The 16,652-nt window shown below is 37.9% G+C and carries 13 protein-coding genes and 1 pseudogene; 8 read left to right on the forward strand and 6 right to left on the reverse strand.

All coding sequences use genetic code 11. From position 1 onward, the window contains the following. Window positions 1–181 precede the first annotated feature (181 nt). Window positions 182–397: a hypothetical protein gene (locus IV57_RS11480; protein WP_003649837.1), complete on the reverse strand. Its 216-nt coding sequence runs from the start codon at window positions 395–397 to the stop codon at window positions 182–184. A 6-nt stretch (window positions 398–403) separates the two neighbouring features. Further along, entirely contained in the window at window positions 404–1,189 is a 786-nt protein-coding gene (locus IV57_RS11485; protein WP_057868197.1) for a ParA family protein, read from the reverse strand. A gap of 578 nt (window positions 1,190–1,767) precedes the next feature. Between IV57_RS11485 and IV57_RS11490 the strand changes: the two genes are divergently transcribed. Both IV57_RS11490 and IV57_RS11495 read left to right on the forward strand, forming a co-directional pair. Then, window positions 1,768–2,871: a replication initiator protein A gene (locus IV57_RS11490; RefSeq protein ID WP_057881665.1), complete on the forward strand. Its 1,104-nt coding sequence runs from the start codon at window positions 1,768–1,770 to the stop codon at window positions 2,869–2,871. Window positions 2,872–3,231: 360 nt separating this feature from the next. Then, window positions 3,232–3,973: pseudogene (locus IV57_RS11495) on the forward strand (Fic family protein); the annotation flags it as partial. Window positions 3,974–4,103: 130 nt separating this feature from the next. Here the strand turns inward: IV57_RS11495 and IV57_RS11500 are convergent. Together IV57_RS11500 and IV57_RS11505 are read right to left on the reverse strand one after the other, a co-directional pair. Next, a complete protein-coding gene (locus IV57_RS11500; RefSeq protein WP_057881666.1) occupies window positions 4,104–4,382 on the reverse strand; it encodes a hypothetical protein in 279 nt (92 codons plus the stop codon). 19 nt (window positions 4,383–4,401) lie between these two features. Then, window positions 4,402–4,611: a hypothetical protein gene (locus IV57_RS11505; RefSeq protein ID WP_057811787.1), complete on the reverse strand. Its 210-nt coding sequence runs from the start codon at window positions 4,609–4,611 to the stop codon at window positions 4,402–4,404. A 271-nt stretch (window positions 4,612–4,882) separates the two neighbouring features. Between IV57_RS11505 and mobQ the strand changes: the two genes are divergently transcribed. From mobQ to IV57_RS11520, 3 genes are all read left to right on the forward strand, one after another. After that, the gene (gene mobQ / locus IV57_RS11510; RefSeq protein WP_057881667.1) at window positions 4,883–6,943 is read left to right on the forward strand and encodes a MobQ family relaxase; all 2,061 of its coding nucleotides are present in this window, start codon (window positions 4,883–4,885) and stop codon (window positions 6,941–6,943) included. Window positions 6,944–7,456: 513 nt separating this feature from the next. After that, entirely contained in the window at window positions 7,457–8,641 is a 1,185-nt protein-coding gene (locus IV57_RS11515) for an IS110 family RNA-guided transposase (RefSeq protein ID WP_057881668.1), read from the forward strand. Between the two features lie 821 nt (window positions 8,642–9,462). After that, window positions 9,463–9,879 carry an ArpU family phage packaging/lysis transcriptional regulator gene (locus tag IV57_RS11520; RefSeq protein ID WP_057881669.1) on the forward strand — a complete coding sequence of 139 codons (417 nt, stop codon included), beginning with the start codon at window positions 9,463–9,465 and terminating at the stop codon, window positions 9,877–9,879. Between the two features lie 331 nt (window positions 9,880–10,210). Here the strand turns inward: IV57_RS11520 and IV57_RS11525 are convergent, their stop codons facing one another. After that, window positions 10,211–11,140, reverse strand: a complete 930-nt coding sequence (locus tag IV57_RS11525; RefSeq protein ID WP_057881670.1) for an IS30-like element ISLpl1 family transposase — start codon at window positions 11,138–11,140, stop codon at window positions 10,211–10,213. Between the two features lie 420 nt (window positions 11,141–11,560). On the opposite strand from IV57_RS11525, the gene IV57_RS11530 reads away from it, so the two are divergent. Both IV57_RS11530 and IV57_RS11535 read left to right on the forward strand, forming a co-directional pair. Continuing rightward, window positions 11,561–12,715: a cation:proton antiporter gene (locus tag IV57_RS11530; protein WP_057881671.1), complete on the forward strand. Its 1,155-nt coding sequence runs from the start codon at window positions 11,561–11,563 to the stop codon at window positions 12,713–12,715. A 122-nt stretch (window positions 12,716–12,837) separates the two neighbouring features. Further along, window positions 12,838–14,406 carry a ClC family H(+)/Cl(-) exchange transporter gene (locus IV57_RS11535; protein ID WP_057881672.1) on the forward strand — a complete coding sequence of 523 codons (1,569 nt, stop codon included), beginning with the start codon at window positions 12,838–12,840 and terminating at the stop codon, window positions 14,404–14,406. A 334-nt stretch (window positions 14,407–14,740) separates the two neighbouring features. On the opposite strand, the gene IV57_RS13200 is transcribed toward IV57_RS11535, so the two are convergent. Next, window positions 14,741–14,830, reverse strand: coding sequence for a putative holin-like toxin (locus IV57_RS13200; protein WP_128484937.1), 90 nt, complete (start codon window positions 14,828–14,830; stop codon window positions 14,741–14,743). A 994-nt stretch (window positions 14,831–15,824) separates the two neighbouring features. Here IV57_RS13200 and IV57_RS11540 point away from each other — a divergent pair. Then, entirely contained in the window at window positions 15,825–16,652 is an 828-nt protein-coding gene (locus tag IV57_RS11540; protein WP_057881673.1) for a hypothetical protein, read from the forward strand.

The following is a 16,652-nucleotide window of genomic DNA, read 5'->3' on the forward strand; positions in this document are numbered from 1 at the left end:
AAATACTTTCCAACACCAAAAATTCTAGACCCCTAAATTTGCGATCTACCACGTATGTTTAAATCAAATTTATTTTAAATATACCTTGTACAGTGAAGTTTATTGATTGTGTGATTTATGATAAAAGATTAATCTTTTATCATAAATCACACAATCAGTAATACATAAGTTAAGCTCAATCTTATTTACGTTTGGCAAGGCCTTCACGAATAATTTTTTCTAAGACATCAACAATTTTTTCGTCATTCTCAAAAGCGATGCGTTTAACTTCTTTATATGTGCTCATGCGAAGTTGAACGGTTTTAGTTCTTTCTGTTTCGAATTGGTATGGACTTTTTAGATTTTTAAGTTGTTCAGATGCCTTTTTACTAACTTTGTTTAAAAAATCTTCTGCCATGATAAATTACTCCTCTAACTGTTGAATTCTAAGTATTTGTTCATTAAGAACCATTTGGTACATTTGGATTGCTCTTTTATCCCAATGGTCTTTATTCCGTATTCCTTCATTAGCAAACGTTTTAACCCGTTCTTGAGTCCTAATTGAGTTTGAAAAGACCCCTTCGCCAAAAAAGTCTTTTGCTTGTGCAGAAATTTCAGTATCAACTTTTGCACGTGGCTTCATTAAGTACAATATGACACCAACTAACTGAAAACTTCCATTGTATTGTTCACGTAGTTCACCTAAATGCGTAGCTGTTTTTAAAGAACTTGTATATGACTGCTTTTGAGTTTGTAAGACAATTGAGATGAAATCTGAAGCCATGATTGCGTTATTAGTAAAGACATTTATTGTTGGTGGTACGTCAATAAAAATATAATCGTAATTTTGTTTTAACTTTGAAAGCATTTGTGGTAATAGAATATTACGTTTAACCCGACTAACTTTTTCTACAGCACCAATCCATAAAGACAATGTCCAATCTGTAGGAATCATATCAATTTGGTTTGTAACAGACACAATAGATTTAGACAAATTCCCTCCAAGAAGGCCCTCATATAATGAAAGTTCCGGCTTTAAATCGGCTTTATAAGTCTCCTTCATAATTTCAGTTGCATTTCCCTGGGGATCGAAATCTATAAGTAGTACTTTTTTCCCCTCTTGACCCAATAAATAGGTTTCCATTACAGTCAAGGTGGTCTTACCAACGCCACCTTTAAAGTTGAAGTTTAATAGTGTTTTCCCATTCATAGTAGCACCTACCTTTACATAAATATTTTACCACGATTTATGATTAATCACAAATTTTATATGATTTATGATTAATCATAAATCATATCCATAAAACTATTTACTTAACCTTTGCAGAATGATATGCTTTGTTCATAAACAAAAAATCCCAATCCACTCGGGATTGGGATTTTTGCAGTATTGACAAGTAGCTATCTTGCAGCTACCTAGTCCAAGCAATTTTCACCGCCAAGTTAAAATTGCTTGAAAAAATTGTAATCTTGTTTACGTGCTAATTATACCGCAAGCAAACCTTAAGGGCAAGCAAAGGTAAACTAATTAAAACGAAGATAAGACCAATGGACTAAGTAGCTTGTAATAACTACTTAGTCCATTTTTAGTTATTAAAAATTAAAAAAGTTGCCGACTGGGCAACTCACAAACAGACACATACTGGTGAAACTACAAAGCCGATCACGACCAATGTTCGCTTTGTAATTCAGTTAGAGCATATCAGATTTGTATTTTAAAGCAAATCAAATGTTTTAGCAACTCTCTTTTGAGACAGCGTGTGTCAGTCAAGAAAGGGAGTTTTTATTATGACAAAATCAACAGATTTCAATTACTATGACGCCAATAGCGTATATGGATCCTTGTTTTTCCAGTTCCCTAAGGTATTAATGTATGGCGAGCAATACAAACATTTAAGTGATGCCGCTAAGCTAGCTTACATGGTACTAAAAGACCGGCTAGAGTATTCTTTACGCAATCACTGGATTGATGAGGAAGGGCACGTCTACTTTATTTTTACCAATCAAGAACTTAAAGATTTATTCGACTGCTCAAATGATAAGTTAGCAGCCGTGAAAAAAGACTTGGAACGTGCAGGACTACTTTATCAAAAAGCCATGCATTTCAATCCCAAAACTGGCAAAAACGAACCCAATCGACTTTACCTGGCCGAACTAGATATGCAGTCAACTGACGTCTATTTACGCGGTGAATATGCTCAAAAAGAGCCGCAAACCCTTGCTACGAGCGAAAATCCGAAAATCGGACGTTCGCGGGAGACCGTTGGAACCCTTGCTACGAGCGAAAATCCGAAAATCGGACATTCGCGAAAGTTCGTTGACAACACCCCGCAAACCCTTGCTACGAGCGAAAATCCGAAAATCGGACACGATCTAGATAAAGAACTTAAAGAAAGAGATACTAATAGATACAATATAGATACTCAAAAGTTGGACTTTTCCACAGCCAATTTCTCACCAGCAGAAATTCAAAAGCAAAACCAGGATTTGGTGAACCATGCTAATGACTTCTTAACTGATGAAGAAAGTGGCTTACCGGTTTTCTTAGAACCAGAAGCAGTGCAATTACTTAGCTTCTGGTGCCGCACTCCGCAACAAATGCGGCGCTTTATTGGCATTATCTTAAACGCCAAATATGCTGTTGAAAAAGAACATAAGGATTTAGGCGTATGGATTCTATTAGATGACCCTGATTTAAAAAAAATGATGACCAAAACATTAAGACGCTATTTTAATGCCCTAAGAAGCGATGAGAAACATATCAAGAATGTTGAGAACTACCTGTACGGCACCATGCAAAACCTATTTGGTGTTTGGTGGAACCAACAAGCAGCTAGAGAATATGCGGCCAAACACCCTAAAGAACAAAATATTGATAACGAGCGTCCTTGAAATTAAACGTCATATTAGCTCGTTTAAGCCGTTTTAAGTGCCGCATGCATAATTTATTAAAGTCACTTTAAAATCGCTTAAAAGCAAAAATAGGCACCTTTAGTGGCTAAATTGGCGATGACTGAACTAAGGGAATGTGAAAGGAGCTTTTTAAATGACCAAATCCAGCAAAGAAGTCGAAACAATTGATCAATTGTTGGCTGACCCATGGGCAGTCGATATTCAAGACATTTGAGAGCAAGCAGCTCATAATCCAGATTCTGATAAGCGCCAAGAGCAAATTATCAACGAAAAGCATTTTGTGATTTAACATGGACAGGTCAAATAATCAGTGACTGAAATAAAAAGGAGGCACAAAATATGGCTAAGACACGAACATATATGGACAAGTATAAATTCACAGCTGCAGAAAACCAACGGTTTGCCCGAGCAAACTTTACCAAGTTAGTGCATACTAATGCTCGTTTTGAAGGCGTTAATACCACTTTGCCACAAACACAAACTATTATGGACGGTATGAGCGTAGCAGGAGTACCTGTTGAGGATATTTTGACGATTGTTAATTTAAAGCGTGGGTGGCAATATATCACTGCTCAAAATTCCCCTTTAACGTTAACCATGGAAAAACAAATCAACAAGATTGTGGCAGCGGAAGACGCCTTAGTACCGGGAGAATTACGGCAAGGGAAAGGAGGAGTTGATTTAGGTAGTGAAGACTTTTTTGAACCACCTTTAATTAACGAAAAACAAGAACAATCCTTTTTACAAAAAATCTTGGCTGATCCACGAACGACGATTACTGATAAAGCATTGACTGTCATGTATCATAATATGCGCCAACAAATCTTTTGGGACGGGAACAAAAGGACGGCGACTTTAAGTGCTAATAAAATTATGATTGACGGTGGTGCAGGCTTAATCAATGTGCCGTTAGATAAGTGGGATCAATGGAACGAACTAATTGCCAATTATTATCAGACTAATGACATGACTAAAATTAAACAGTGGACATATGATAATGGTATTCAAGGATTACAAATTCGAGCAAACAAAAAAATTAAGTGCTAATGAATTAAACCAGATGTACAAGCAACTAAAAAAAACGGATAAATTAGAACTTAAATTAGTTGAAGACGAGATTAGTAAAAGAACCCAAAACCATCTCAAAGACTTTGCTAAAAACAATCTAGAAGTTAAGCCAAAAAATAATCCTGAAAATAAAAACGATCGGCCTAGTTATTAGGTTGATCGTTTTTGAGTTTATTTGGTTTATGGACATTAACGTAATCGGCAAATATTTTTAAAAGCTCTTCGGTTTGTTCAACCGAGAGATTATCAGCTTGAAAGTATTTTTCTAGCAAAGCCCCTTTTTGAATTAATCGGCGAGAACGGGCTTTGCGGGCTTGCCGATTTTCGTAGTATTTAGATTGCCGTAATTTAAAATCTTCTCGCTCAATTTTTTGTTTTAAACGCGCTTGTTGCTCAACTAGTTTTTCATATTGATTAGGCATAGTCATTACCACCTAACTATTATCGGTTATTTTGAGATTGATTTAAAAAGGCGGCAACTTTTTTAGCAATCATTTTAATCTGTGGAGTAGTAAGTGTCCCATAATCCAAATTGGCTGATCTAATGATTTGCTTACCGAGATTTTGTTCAATTTTATTTTTTTCAGCTTTAATCTTTTGATTAAGCTGTTTTAATTTAGCTTCTTGTTTTTCTAAGTTACTTTGAGACATAATGATTCCTCCAATCGTATTAAAAATAATTACCGACACTATATCATACAGAGAATGTTAAATCAAAGGATAGAAGTTGAAATAGCGAAGCGGAATGCGTACACTATAAGTAAATTTATGGGAATCAGCAGGACGAGTTAAACGAGGTCAATGCGCACTTACACATAGAATAAATTCTATGTTGTGCTAACCCCCAAAAAACCTGTATTAGAAGTCGCCGATGTCGACAACAGAAGAAAACCCATAGAATCAAAGTAAAGAGGTGACTTACATGGCAATTTTTCATATGAGTTTTAGTAATATTAGTGCTGGAAAAGGACGAAGTGCGATTGCCAGTGCGGCTTATCGAAGTGGTGAAAGATTATTTGATGATAAAGAAGGTCGACGATATTTCTATGCCCGCTCGATTATGCCAGAAAGCTTTATTTTAACTCCCGAAAATGCACCGGAATGGGCCAGTAATCGAGAACAATTATGGAATGAAGTTGAAAAGAACGATCGTAAATCAAACTCACGGTATGCAAAAGAATTTAACGTGGCTTTACCGGTAGAATTAAGTGAATCCGAACAGAAAGAATTACTGACAAAATATGTGCAAGAAAATTTTGTCGATCAAGGTATGGTAGCTGACGTAGCAATTCATCGCGATCACCCAGACAATCCGCATGCACATGTGATGTTAACCAATCGCCCATTTAACCCCGATGGTAGTTGGGGATTAAAAGCAAAGACGCAGTACATTAAAGATGAAAATGGCAAGCAACTTTTAACCAAAAGCGGGTTTCCAAAACAAAGAAAAATTTGGTTGGTTGATTGGGATAAAAAGGAAAAAATTAATGAGTGGCGAAAAAATTGGGCGTTGAGTGTTAATCAGTTCTTAGCACAAAAAAATATTCCGGATCGGATTAGTGAAAAATCGTTTGTCGATCAAGGGATTCAAGAGACACCTACCCAACACGAAGGCATTAACAGCCAAAGAAAAAATCGAAAAGCATTTAATCAACAAGTTAGAGCGCAAAGAAACGCTCAAGCTAAATATCATAATCTTGACGAAAAGATAAGAAATCATGAACATTTTGACGCGTTAACTGACGAGCTATCGTTCTCTGAAAAACACACAATTAGTCATCTAAGTCAGCAATTGAAAACCTATGTCGATTTAGAACATTTAGACGATAAACAGCGCATGCTATTTAATTGGAAAAACAGCTTATTAATCAAACATGCCATTGGTGAAGATGTAACCAAACAACTGCTGACTATTGACCAGCAAACGACATCACTAGCACAAGCTAACCAGTTGTTAAATAAAGTGGTGGAACGAGCAACGAAAAAGCTTTATCCGGAACTTAATTTTGAACAGACAACTGCAGCTGAACGACGGGAACTGATTAAAGAAACTAATAGTGAACAAACGATTTTCAAAGGCAGTGAATTAAACGAACGTTTAATGAATATTCGAAACGACTTATTAACCCAGCAATTATTGACGTTTACCAAGCGGCCATATACCAGCTGGCAGTTAGTTAATCAGCAGGCCCAAACAATTGAAAAGCAATTAACCACGGTACTAGCCAAACATGGTCGCCAGTTAGACGATTTGAAGCATACTGATTGGGGCATGCTAGCCGCTTATCAACCTAACGAACTCGAATTCATTTCTAAAGCGGTGAAAAATTTACGGGTCATGCGGGAAGTTAAAGCCGTAGTGCAAACTCAATACAACAGCATTCTAACGACTGCTTTTCCGGACAGTGACCTGGATAAGCTAGAGACGATTGATAAGGAGCAAATCTATACCGCTGTGGTTTACTATGACCCAGAATTAAAGCCATTAAGCGCCAATAATCTTAGTCAATTGCAACAGCAGCCACCGGTAGTCTTTACTAGTCAGCAACACCAAGCCGGTTTAAATTACCTGTTAGGTAAAATTGAATTAAAAGATATTCAGAACTACCGATTACAACGGGTCTTAAAACATGATGGCACTCGGCAACTGTTTATCGGCGAATGTGGCCAAGATCCTAAGTTGGATCACAAACAAATTGAAATGGTGCAAACCCGTTTGAAACAACAGACAACGCGGTTTGATCAATATAAGCAGACTCAAGTTAAAGACTATCGGGCCATTAATTACCACCCAACTAGCCCGAAAAATTACCTGATGAATATTTTGGACGAAGCCTTAATGACCATTTTATATGCGAAAAATACGGACTATCTAAGAAAACAGAAACTACGTGGACTAAAGGAGACCGAGTGGGAAATGACGAAAAAGCAACGGCAACACCAAACTCGAAACCGGCATGAAGATGGGGGCAGGCACTTGTAACCTAAATGTAAAAAAAATAAATGGTGTAAGTTACACCTTTTGATGTTAAATTATGACTAAATTAAGAAAGGAGAACTTACATGTGACAGGCAATCAGGAATGGTACAGCGTAACCCAAGCTAATCACAAGCTGGGGCGTGGCCGAAATTATGTCAGCAGCTGGATCAAACGACATCCAGAGTTTCCTGATTAATTTTTGCTTGGTTCAGGTACCAATAAATTAATATCTGATGAAGGGATAGAGTGGGTTAAAAATCACATAAAAAACTATCTGAGGGGTCGCTCCGCTCTCCCTCGTAACCATGAAGTGAAATAAATCATTTATCCAGTTATACTTCTATTGAAGGTGATCCACAGTTCGTCGAATCTTTATTGGTGTTCTTAAACCCGTATAAAAAACCGACGGCCTTTAGTCCATGAGATTAACCAATTGTCGCCTTGTGCACGTATATAAAATTACAATCCCTCAATGACTGAAGGTGGATTATCTTACATCTGTTGGAGGTACTATTTATGGAGGTTGTAGCTGAAAGTGTAGCTGGCATTGATGTGCACCAAAAACAAATAACGGTAACCATTCTTATTGGTTCCGAGAGCGTCAAGAAACCTAAGAAGGTTTCTAAACGTTTTGGAACTACTACCAATATGTTGAAAAACTGTGGTAAATGGTTAAAAGAGCACTGTGTTGAACAGGTGCTCATGGAGAGCACCGGTCAATACTGGAGACCAGTATGGCAAATATTAGAATCTTTTGATTTCCAGTTGATTCTTTGTAATCCCAGAATAGTTAAAAATATTCCTGGCAAGAAGACAGATCAAAAGGATTCCGAGTGGTTATCAGAGCTAGCAAGATACGGACTAGTATCTGCGAGTTACGTTCCTCCTCGCAAAATTCAAGAATTGCGAGAATCAACTCGTTCTCGCAAGAAAATGAAAGAGTCACTAACTAGAACCAAAAATGAGATCCACAATATTTTACAGCGTTCTAATATAAAACTTACTAGTTTCATTTCAGATTTATTTAAGGGTTCAGGTTTAAAACTACTCAATATGATTATTAATGGAGAGGTTTTAACTATAAATTCTGTTACCAAATGTATGCATGGAAAATTAAAAGCCTCACCTGAACAAATACTAGAATCGATGGATGGCGTTCTAAGTCAAAATGATCGAAATTTACTTGTGATTCAAATGAATTTACTCAATAGTTATTTGAAATGTATCGCTGATTTGAATGATCTTATTGATGAACAAATCGGAGAATTCTCCGATTTGTGTCATCGCCTACAAGACATTCCTGGAATCAGTAGTGCAACAGCACAAGTGATTATCACTGAGATTGGTGTAGATGTAAGTCCTTTTCCAGACGTTCACCATTTAGCATCTTGGGCTGGATTATGTCCTGGTAATTACGAATCAGCCGGTGTGAAACACGGCTCGAGAATACTGCATGGAAATGTATATTTAAAAAAAGCCTTAGTTACCGCCGCCATGGGCGCCAAGATAACTAAGGAAACAGGTCTTAAAGACTACTTTTGGAGATTGAAATCTCGAATGTGTGCTCAGAAAGCTTTAATAGCGGTGGCCCATAAGATTTTAAGAATAATCTATTCTCTAATTGAAAGTGGAAAAACTTATAGAGAATACAAAAAGGACCAACGCAAGGCAATTACGTCAGTCCAAATATCAAGAATATAGCTAGCTAGCAAGTACAGTATACAAGATTTTTTCTGTATTTGCGAGTAGCTTATTTAGTGGTGCTAAAAAAAGATTTATTTCATATAAAAAACACCCACCGACTGGCATCGGTGAGCGCCACAAAGATAAATTTAATTTAGTTATTATTATATCATGGCCGGTGCGATTTTTAAAGCCCTAGGGGACAAGCTGGGGTCTAAATCCAAGGGGACACGTTTGCCAGTGCGACTTCAATAAGTCTGGCTATACCACAACAAGGTCATCTGTACGGCTGGGTGGTGAATGGTGAGCGCGACCATTAACGGCGCGGGTGGTAAAACGAAGCTTCGGCTTGGTGCCACTGATTAGTTGGTGATCGAACAAACATAAATACGTATTGCCAACGCCTACTAGGGCGTTTTTTAGTAGGTTAAACCGAAAACGTAGGTTTATAATGAGTGGTGGTAGCAATACCGCAATTGTACAGACAAGCGACGGGCGTTAACGACCGACGAACTAAGGGGAAACCTTAGCGTAGAATTGCACTCTGGTTCAGTTATTCCAAATAGCTGTTTCCAGGGAACAATTCTGCGCTCAAAACGTCACTCCCTCTAAACTGAATGGAAAACCGTAACCCGTCAAGACAAATATAAAGAAAATTACTGAATTTAAGCGAATGGTCTAAGAGAATTTCACAAAGTATATTTACCGATAAATCAGGGATTGAATAGCCAGACCAATTGTTTCCCAGTAATTTAAGTGTATTATCTAGTTGAGACATCTATTCCTACCCCGCTTATCTTGAGTTTCGTCGCTTAAAGCATAGCACTAGGGAGGCTTAGATGCCTTTTTTTGTTATCAAAAAGGGCCTAGTACTTTTGGAATGGAAATACTTTCCAACACCAAAAATTCTAGACCTGAATTTATCTAGTTTACAATCTCCTCAATTTGATTCAGTTTCCAGCCATAGCAATGTTAATACACAAGAAAATAACATAATAAGTAGCATACAAGCCCAAGAGTACGTAAAGGAAACGTATGACATCATAAACAAAAGTCCAAGAATATATAAGATTATCCTCAAGAATCGTTATTTATTGGGTCAGAGTAATGCGGTTACTATGGAATTAACAAGATATGAACAATCTATGTTTAATGTTTATAAGAATCGTTCGCTATTACATTTTGCTGAAATGTTTCAAGGCATATACGATCTTAACGATTATAGTTATACAGACAATGATTTAAAACGCGTATAGTTTGCTAATGGTAGATGTGGGAGCCCCAAAGAGATATTGGAGATTTTGGAGCCCTAAAAAAGTAATTTCGGAGAAATCGGAGCCCCTAAAAAGAAAAAATTCCATTCTTTATGAAATTAAGGACAGATCGGGCGGATTTAAAAAAGTAAATTCGTCAGATTTGTCGGGTATTAAAAATGATTAATCATAACGGGGCTCATATGTTCGTATATTAAAACAAAAATAGTTATTACTTGTTAGCATTTTAGATCGTACTACTAGTACATAACCTGACATTAATTAAAATCTAGCAGGTCAGATATAATTTATAATCAATAGGTAGATTGCAAATTTAATCCGAATTTTTGGACAAATTTGTCAGCATAACCTGATACGTTGTTTGCCAGTCGAGTATTTTAAGCGGTCGCTGGTTAATTTGGAGTAACGTCGTCGTTAAATCTTGAGCACTAATGTGCTCAAAACGAGTCCCTTTAGGATAAAAATAACGTAAATTCCGATTAAAGCGTTCATTACTACCACGTTCAGCTGGAGTATAAGCATGGCAGTAATAGGTCTTAATACCATATTGTGATTCAAGTGATACTAGCCCACTAAACTCAGTGCCACGGTCCACAGTAAAGCTGTGCACCGGACCATTAAAAGTGGTTAGGAACTTAGTTAGTGCTTCATTAACAGTCGCTGTCGTCCGATCTTTTAACCGGTATGCCCAAAGGAACCGTGATTTTCGATCGATTAAAGTTAATAAAACTGCCTTACTATGCCCACGAGGACCAACGACTGTATCTAGTTCAAAATCGCCGATGCGATTACGTTGATTAATCATCATGGGACGCTGTTCAATTGATCGCCCCAAAGATTGATTATATTTGGATCGTTGGTCAACGTTACGCCGTTGGCGTACGCCATGTTCAGGTAGATCATTCAAGGAGAAATCAATTCTCCCCTGATTTAGCCAATTATAAATAGATTTAGTAGCTAGTTTAAATTCGTGAGCAATCATTCCTGGTGACCAGCTTAGACGTAAATGGTTGAGAATTCTTTGCTTTAACTCATCGCTCAGCTTAGTTTTCCGACCACATCGTGATCGCTTGTATTCGGCATCTGTTTGTGCTAATTCAGCCTGATAAGGTTGACATCGAGATAATTCATAAGAAATTGTTGACGGTGATCGGTTCAGCCGAACGCCCATTTGGATATTGGACAGCCCTAGTTCACAAAAGGTTTCGATTTTAATTCGTTCGGAATAGGTTATACTAGACAAAAGATCAGCTTCTAAGGTTCATCATAGAAAAGAAGAATTACACCAGCCTCAAACAAGAAATCAATGATGTTTTGGTCGCTGCTAGTTTGGATTCCTTGGACCTGATAATATACCTACGGTGTCTTTTTAGCTCGGTTATGTATCCAGCATGATTTATAGCTGGAGAAAACGATCCAGATATTTAAAATAGATAAAGAAAATTCAGAAATCACTTTTAAAGTTGGCGGTGTCTGTGTTTCGAATAAGTAACTAAATGTGACAACTTATCGTTACTTGAATATTTTTGATTAGTTTGCTAGCATATAAGAAGTATTATTAAAACATGAATAAATAAATCAGTTGACGTAAGCTCAAGGTGTTCTCTTTCAGGGGTGTGTAAGAGGTATCTGGGTTTACGTTTTTTTATGAGGAGGTTTTTGTTTGGAATTTTTAGGTACCTTGGTGATCATCTTGATTACAACTAGTCTATTTGGCCATCTAGCCTCTAGGGTTGGTATCCCATCAGTGATCGGTCAATTATTTGTTGGAATTATTCTTGGCCCTGCGTTGTTGAATTGGGTTCACGCCAATGATTTCATCCATATTTTTTCAGAGATTGGGGTTATCATCTTAATGTTTATCGCCGGACTTGAGAGTGATCTTACATTGCTTAAAAAATATTTGCGTCCTAGCATAATTGTCGCGTTGTTAGGAGTTTTGATTCCGATGGTACTGATCTATCCAGTTGGTATTGTTTTTGGCTTGACACAATTTGAAAGCTTGTTTTTGAGCGTTATTTTTGCCGCAACGTCGGTTTCAATTTCAGTTGCTGTCATGAAAGAACTAAATTTACTTGATAGTAAGAGCGGTTCAACAGTCCTCGGTGCCGCGGTGGTTGACGATGTGCTAGCTGTCGTTTTACTTAGCATTATGGTCAGTTTAATAGGTACAAAGGCTGGTACGGATACCCAGATACCGCTAGCTCTGACTTTTTTAGAGCAGCTAATTTACTTTGCCGCAATTTATTTCGTGATGCGTTTTATCGCCCCTCTCCTCGCTAGACTAGGCACCAAATTATTGAATCCAGTGGGACCTACTATAATGGCGATGATTTTGTGTTTTGGTATGGCATATATTGCAGATCTGATTGGACTGAGTGCAGTGATTGGGGCCTTTTTTGCAGGAATTGCGATTGCACAAACTCATGTAGCTCATGAAGTTGATCAAAGTATCGAACCAATCGGTTATGCGATTTTCATTCCTGTATTCTTCGTTTCAATCGGTTTAAATATGTCACTAGCTGGCATAGAACACGATTTGTTATTAATTATCGTATTGACGATTGTGGCAACACTGACAAAACTATTAGGAGCGGGAAGTGGGGCTAAATGGGCCGGATTCAGTTCGAATGAAGCTTACCTCGTTGGTGCGGGGATGGTCTCGCGTGGGGAAATGGCCTTGATTATCGCTCAAATAGGCTACCAATCCAAACTAATTAGTGATGATTACTATTCGGCAATTATCACTGCCATTATCCTAACAACGTTATTAGCACCATTACTACTCAAACATGCGGCTCGTCATATAAACTACTAAAACATCTTAGCGGTATGACACCCCTTCTCTGTGAAAAATAACTACTAGATTTCATCGAGATATTGCCTAGTTTAATTAAGCACTAAATTATATAATATTGGTTGTAATGGAGGATTAGTTATTTGATACAGCTTGTAAAAGAAAAATTTGACGTTACTCGTTTGCGATTTGTTTTACTCGGCCTGCTTGTGGGTTTAATGAGTGGCACCGTTGTTAGCTTATTTCGCTATTGTATTGAGATAGGGCTGCACTATAGTCGATTGGTATATAGATACTTACGAATCGCGCCATTTGTTTGGTGGGAATGGGCATTGTTGATTGGCATCAACCTTGGTTTAGCTTTAATTGTGGCTCGACTTCTCAAGAGAGAACCTTATATCTCTGGTTCCGGAATTCCGCAAGTTGAAGATCAATTGGCTGGCGAATTGGAAATGCACTGGTGGTCAATTCTTTGGCGAAAATTTATCGGTGGTATTCTGGCATTGGGACCTGGATTATTTCTCGGGCGAGAAGGACCGTCGATTCAATTAGGTGCGTCAGTTGGTCAAGGTTTCGCTGCTGGGTTTAAGTTATCAGGAACTGATCGCCGACTGCTAATTGCATCAGGCGCCGCTGCTGGATTAGCAGCGGCGTTTAATGCTCCCATTGCTGGAACTCTATTTGTCTTAGAAGAGATTTACCATAATTTTTCACCGCTGGTTTGGTTAACAGCATTAGCCGGAGCAATTGGTTCAAATTTTATCTCGCTGAATGTTTTCGGACTTGTTCCCGTGTTACATTTAAATTATTCACGTAGTTTACCAGTATCAAATTATTGGCACTTAATTTTACTCGGCATTGTTTTGGGATTGTTTGGTTACTTATATCAACGGGTCTTGTTAGTTATGCCTCGGTGGTATCATCAACTGACACATTTGCCACGCCCAATACAAGGTATCGTACCATTTCTGCTGGTAATCTTAGTTGGTTACTTTTCGCCAAATTTACTCGGTGGTGGTAATGGATTAATTGTTGGATTTGACCAGTATGTTCCACCTTTGTTTGTACTAATTGCAATTTTTATTATACGATTCGTCTTTTCAATGATTTCATATGGTTCCGGATTACCTGGCGGTATTTTTTTGCCGATTCTTTCTTTAGGTGCTGTGATTGGTGCGGTTTATGGCGTCTTAATGAATCAATTAGGATTATTATCGCATGTCTATATCATGAACCTAATCATTTTTTCCATGGCCGGTTACTTTGCTGGAATTGGAAAAGCTCCCTTCACAGCTATCTTGCTGGTAACAGAAATGGTTGGCAATTTAACACATTTAATGCCATTAGCAGTCATATCGTTAACTGCTTACCTTGTTGTTGATTTATTAGGCGGTGCACCAATCTATGAAGCATTGCTTAAGCAGATGACAATGCCTAAAACTGTTCAGCAACTTCATCGACCTGATCATTTGGAAATACCGGTTTTCTTTGGCAGTCCCTTAAACGGCAAAATGGTCCGAGACATGCCATGGCCTAAAGAAGCACTGCTCATTGGAATCCGGCGTGGTGAACAAGAAGTGATTCCACATGGTGACACCTTGATTCATGAAGGTGATACGTTAGTACTGTTAACTGATACAACCCAACGACCCCGAGTTAAACAACGGATTGATGCATTATTAGCAACTTTAGAAAAAAAACACCGAGACTAAGTTAATAGGCAAATTGGTCTATCATAATAATAAATATTAGATTAAGTGGGTCCGTTGCCAGACATAAACATATTGGGAAACTATATACAAATACGGCGAAGTACGAAAAACGCTGAAAAAGAATTAGTTGAACCTATTTTTGAAAAATACAAAGATAAATAATAAGCTGAAAATGCCTTGTTACCCAATTTTTCATAGTCATGCTATAATGAAAAAGAAAAAGGAAGTCCCACGTGAACAGGACTTCCCGTGTAGAGCCGTTAAAGACGGTGGCAGATATTAAAACAACACTAGTTCGCCCCATAACCGGTCAAAGTTATGTGGGGCGGCTTTTTCATTTGTGGTGTTTGTCGATATAGCTGAGTAGCGCGATTAAAAACGTGCCAAACAGCAACATCAACGAGAATGTCTGAAAGACGCTCATTGACTGTGAAGCCTTCCTGAAGATTATTCCATGTTCCCATGAGCCTCACCTCGCAAGGGAAAAGACAATCATTGCCATTAAAGCTTCTTGCTTAATCTATTATACAGGGAAATGGGGATAGAATAGTGTCTATGCATAATCAGCTTTCTTTAATCTTCGAGCCATAAATAGCCAAGCTATTAACGAAAACAACAGGACTATAAATACCGTGATGTAACTCGTGTTTCCGTGATAAGTTAAAGATTCGATCCAAAAAAAATTAAGACAACTAGGATACTCACGAGAAACCTTGTTTCCAGATGAAAAAACATTTGATGGTAAATACAGGGAAACGATAAATTCAATTAATAATTCGCACTAAGCTTAAAGGCCACTAGGGTATAACTATAATTAATAAGATCTTTTAATGCCTGTACTGATTTTGGCAATTATTATTCAGGTTCAGTATACCAGAGAATAAGTCTTAATATTTATGTTAGCTTCTTCATGTGAGGATAGATAGAATTTTAATAAACCATCAGCCCAAATTTTTATGCTTGTAAAATAGCAAGCTACAAGATAGTATGGTGGTTTTAAATGGGGGGAAATTTGGCATTCTGACACAGGATCATCGTGTACATGACCTAAACATAAAGCTTGATACCCTTATGTATTCACCATCCATTCGGGACTATTGGGCTAATCAAGCCTTACAACGAAGTCATGATTTCTCACTTTCGGATGTTATTAATCAGTGGCAGCGACTTTTTAAAGGGCTTAGTCTCTAGTGAGAAAAACATTTATAACGTTTTTTGACTAATCTGTAAGGTTTTTATAAGGCTACATATCAAGCATTCAAATGAAGTGGTATTAATGGTCGAATTTTAAAAAACGTATTTTGCACAATTAAAATTGTTTTATATTATAATGATCATAAGTGATAATTTAGGACCATGTGGGCAGTTAATCCAATCTAGAGACGCCGTGACACAACAATGGAAAGAAGGAATGTCATATGAAGGGCAAGATTGTTATCGCAACGTTGACAGCATGCCTTTTAATCGGAGGTTGTTCGAAGCTCAATACCAACTCTAAAACACCATCGACATCTATTAGTTCCGCTACGAAGGTATCTAATTCTGCAAAAGAGAAAATGTCTTCTAGTTCTTCATCTACTGTGGCTAGTTCAATATCATCAAAGACCTCATCAGTAAAAGAGGATACTACAGATTCTCGAATTCAAGAGCTCAATCAGAAGTTGTCTATGGCAATTGGGACTACAAAAAAACCAACTGTTGATGGTTTGAACGAAAATCACAATCGGTTGAATATGCACTATATCAGTAATGCATACGGATATACGGTTTATTATAGTGTTGGAGCTACAGCCAAGGAATTTAATGCCAGCACCTTAGCTAGCGAAACGCCTTATGCAACATTCAATAAAACCGCCTATGTCTCCACAGCGGCTGCAGTGACCGCGGTTAATCACCACGCACAAGAGACTGGGTTACCGGTCATTGATCTTGGGACTGGTGTTCAGGGGACTATTGATCGAGGAGCTGGACAAGCTTATCTCACATGGCAAGCAGGTCGCTGGTCGGTAACAGTACATGCCTCACCTGTCATGGGCCAAGATCCAGTTGCTATGAGCAAACAACTGGTAGCATTGTTTAACCAGTACTCGCTTCCCATTCCGAGCCAAGTTGGGGCAGGCAACTTTGATGTCACTGATAATGGATTAAACCAAACTATTACTTGGCAAGAAGGTGCCATCTTGTATAAAATATCTGCACGTTCAGCCGAAACTACCATTAAGATGGCTTCAAGTATGAGTCGTTAG

Origin of the sequence: Companilactobacillus kimchiensis (assembly GCF_001438805.1) — a bacterium.
Taxonomy (GTDB): Bacteria; Bacillota; Bacilli; order Lactobacillales; family Lactobacillaceae; genus Companilactobacillus; species Companilactobacillus kimchiensis.

What these genes read in the sequence shown, in the direction of transcription:
- IV57_RS11480 (WP_003649837.1), bottom strand. Translation starts at nt 397, where the DNA reads ATGGCAGAAGATTTTTTAAACAAAGTTAGTAAAAAGGCATCTGAACAA.
- IV57_RS11485 (WP_057868197.1), bottom strand. Translation starts at nt 1,189, where the DNA reads ATGAATGGGAAAACACTATTAAACTTCAACTTTAAAGGTGGCGTTGGT.
- IV57_RS11490 (WP_057881665.1), top strand. Translation starts at nt 1,768, where the DNA reads ATGACAAAATCAACAGATTTCAATTACTATGACGCCAATAGCGTATAT.
- IV57_RS11500 (WP_057881666.1), bottom strand. Translation starts at nt 4,382, where the DNA reads ATGCCTAATCAATATGAAAAACTAGTTGAGCAACAAGCGCGTTTAAAA.
- IV57_RS11505 (WP_057811787.1), bottom strand. Translation starts at nt 4,611, where the DNA reads ATGTCTCAAAGTAACTTAGAAAAACAAGAAGCTAAATTAAAACAGCTT.
- mobQ (WP_057881667.1), top strand. Translation starts at nt 4,883, where the DNA reads ATGGCAATTTTTCATATGAGTTTTAGTAATATTAGTGCTGGAAAAGGA.
- IV57_RS11515 (WP_057881668.1), top strand. Translation starts at nt 7,457, where the DNA reads ATGGAGGTTGTAGCTGAAAGTGTAGCTGGCATTGATGTGCACCAAAAA.
- IV57_RS11520 (WP_057881669.1), top strand. Translation starts at nt 9,463, where the DNA reads ATGCCTTTTTTTGTTATCAAAAAGGGCCTAGTACTTTTGGAATGGAAA.
- IV57_RS13200 (WP_128484937.1), bottom strand. Translation starts at nt 14,830, where the DNA reads ATGAGCGTCTTTCAGACATTCTCGTTGATGTTGCTGTTTGGCACGTTT.
- IV57_RS11540 (WP_057881673.1), top strand. Translation starts at nt 15,825, where the DNA reads ATGAAGGGCAAGATTGTTATCGCAACGTTGACAGCATGCCTTTTAATC.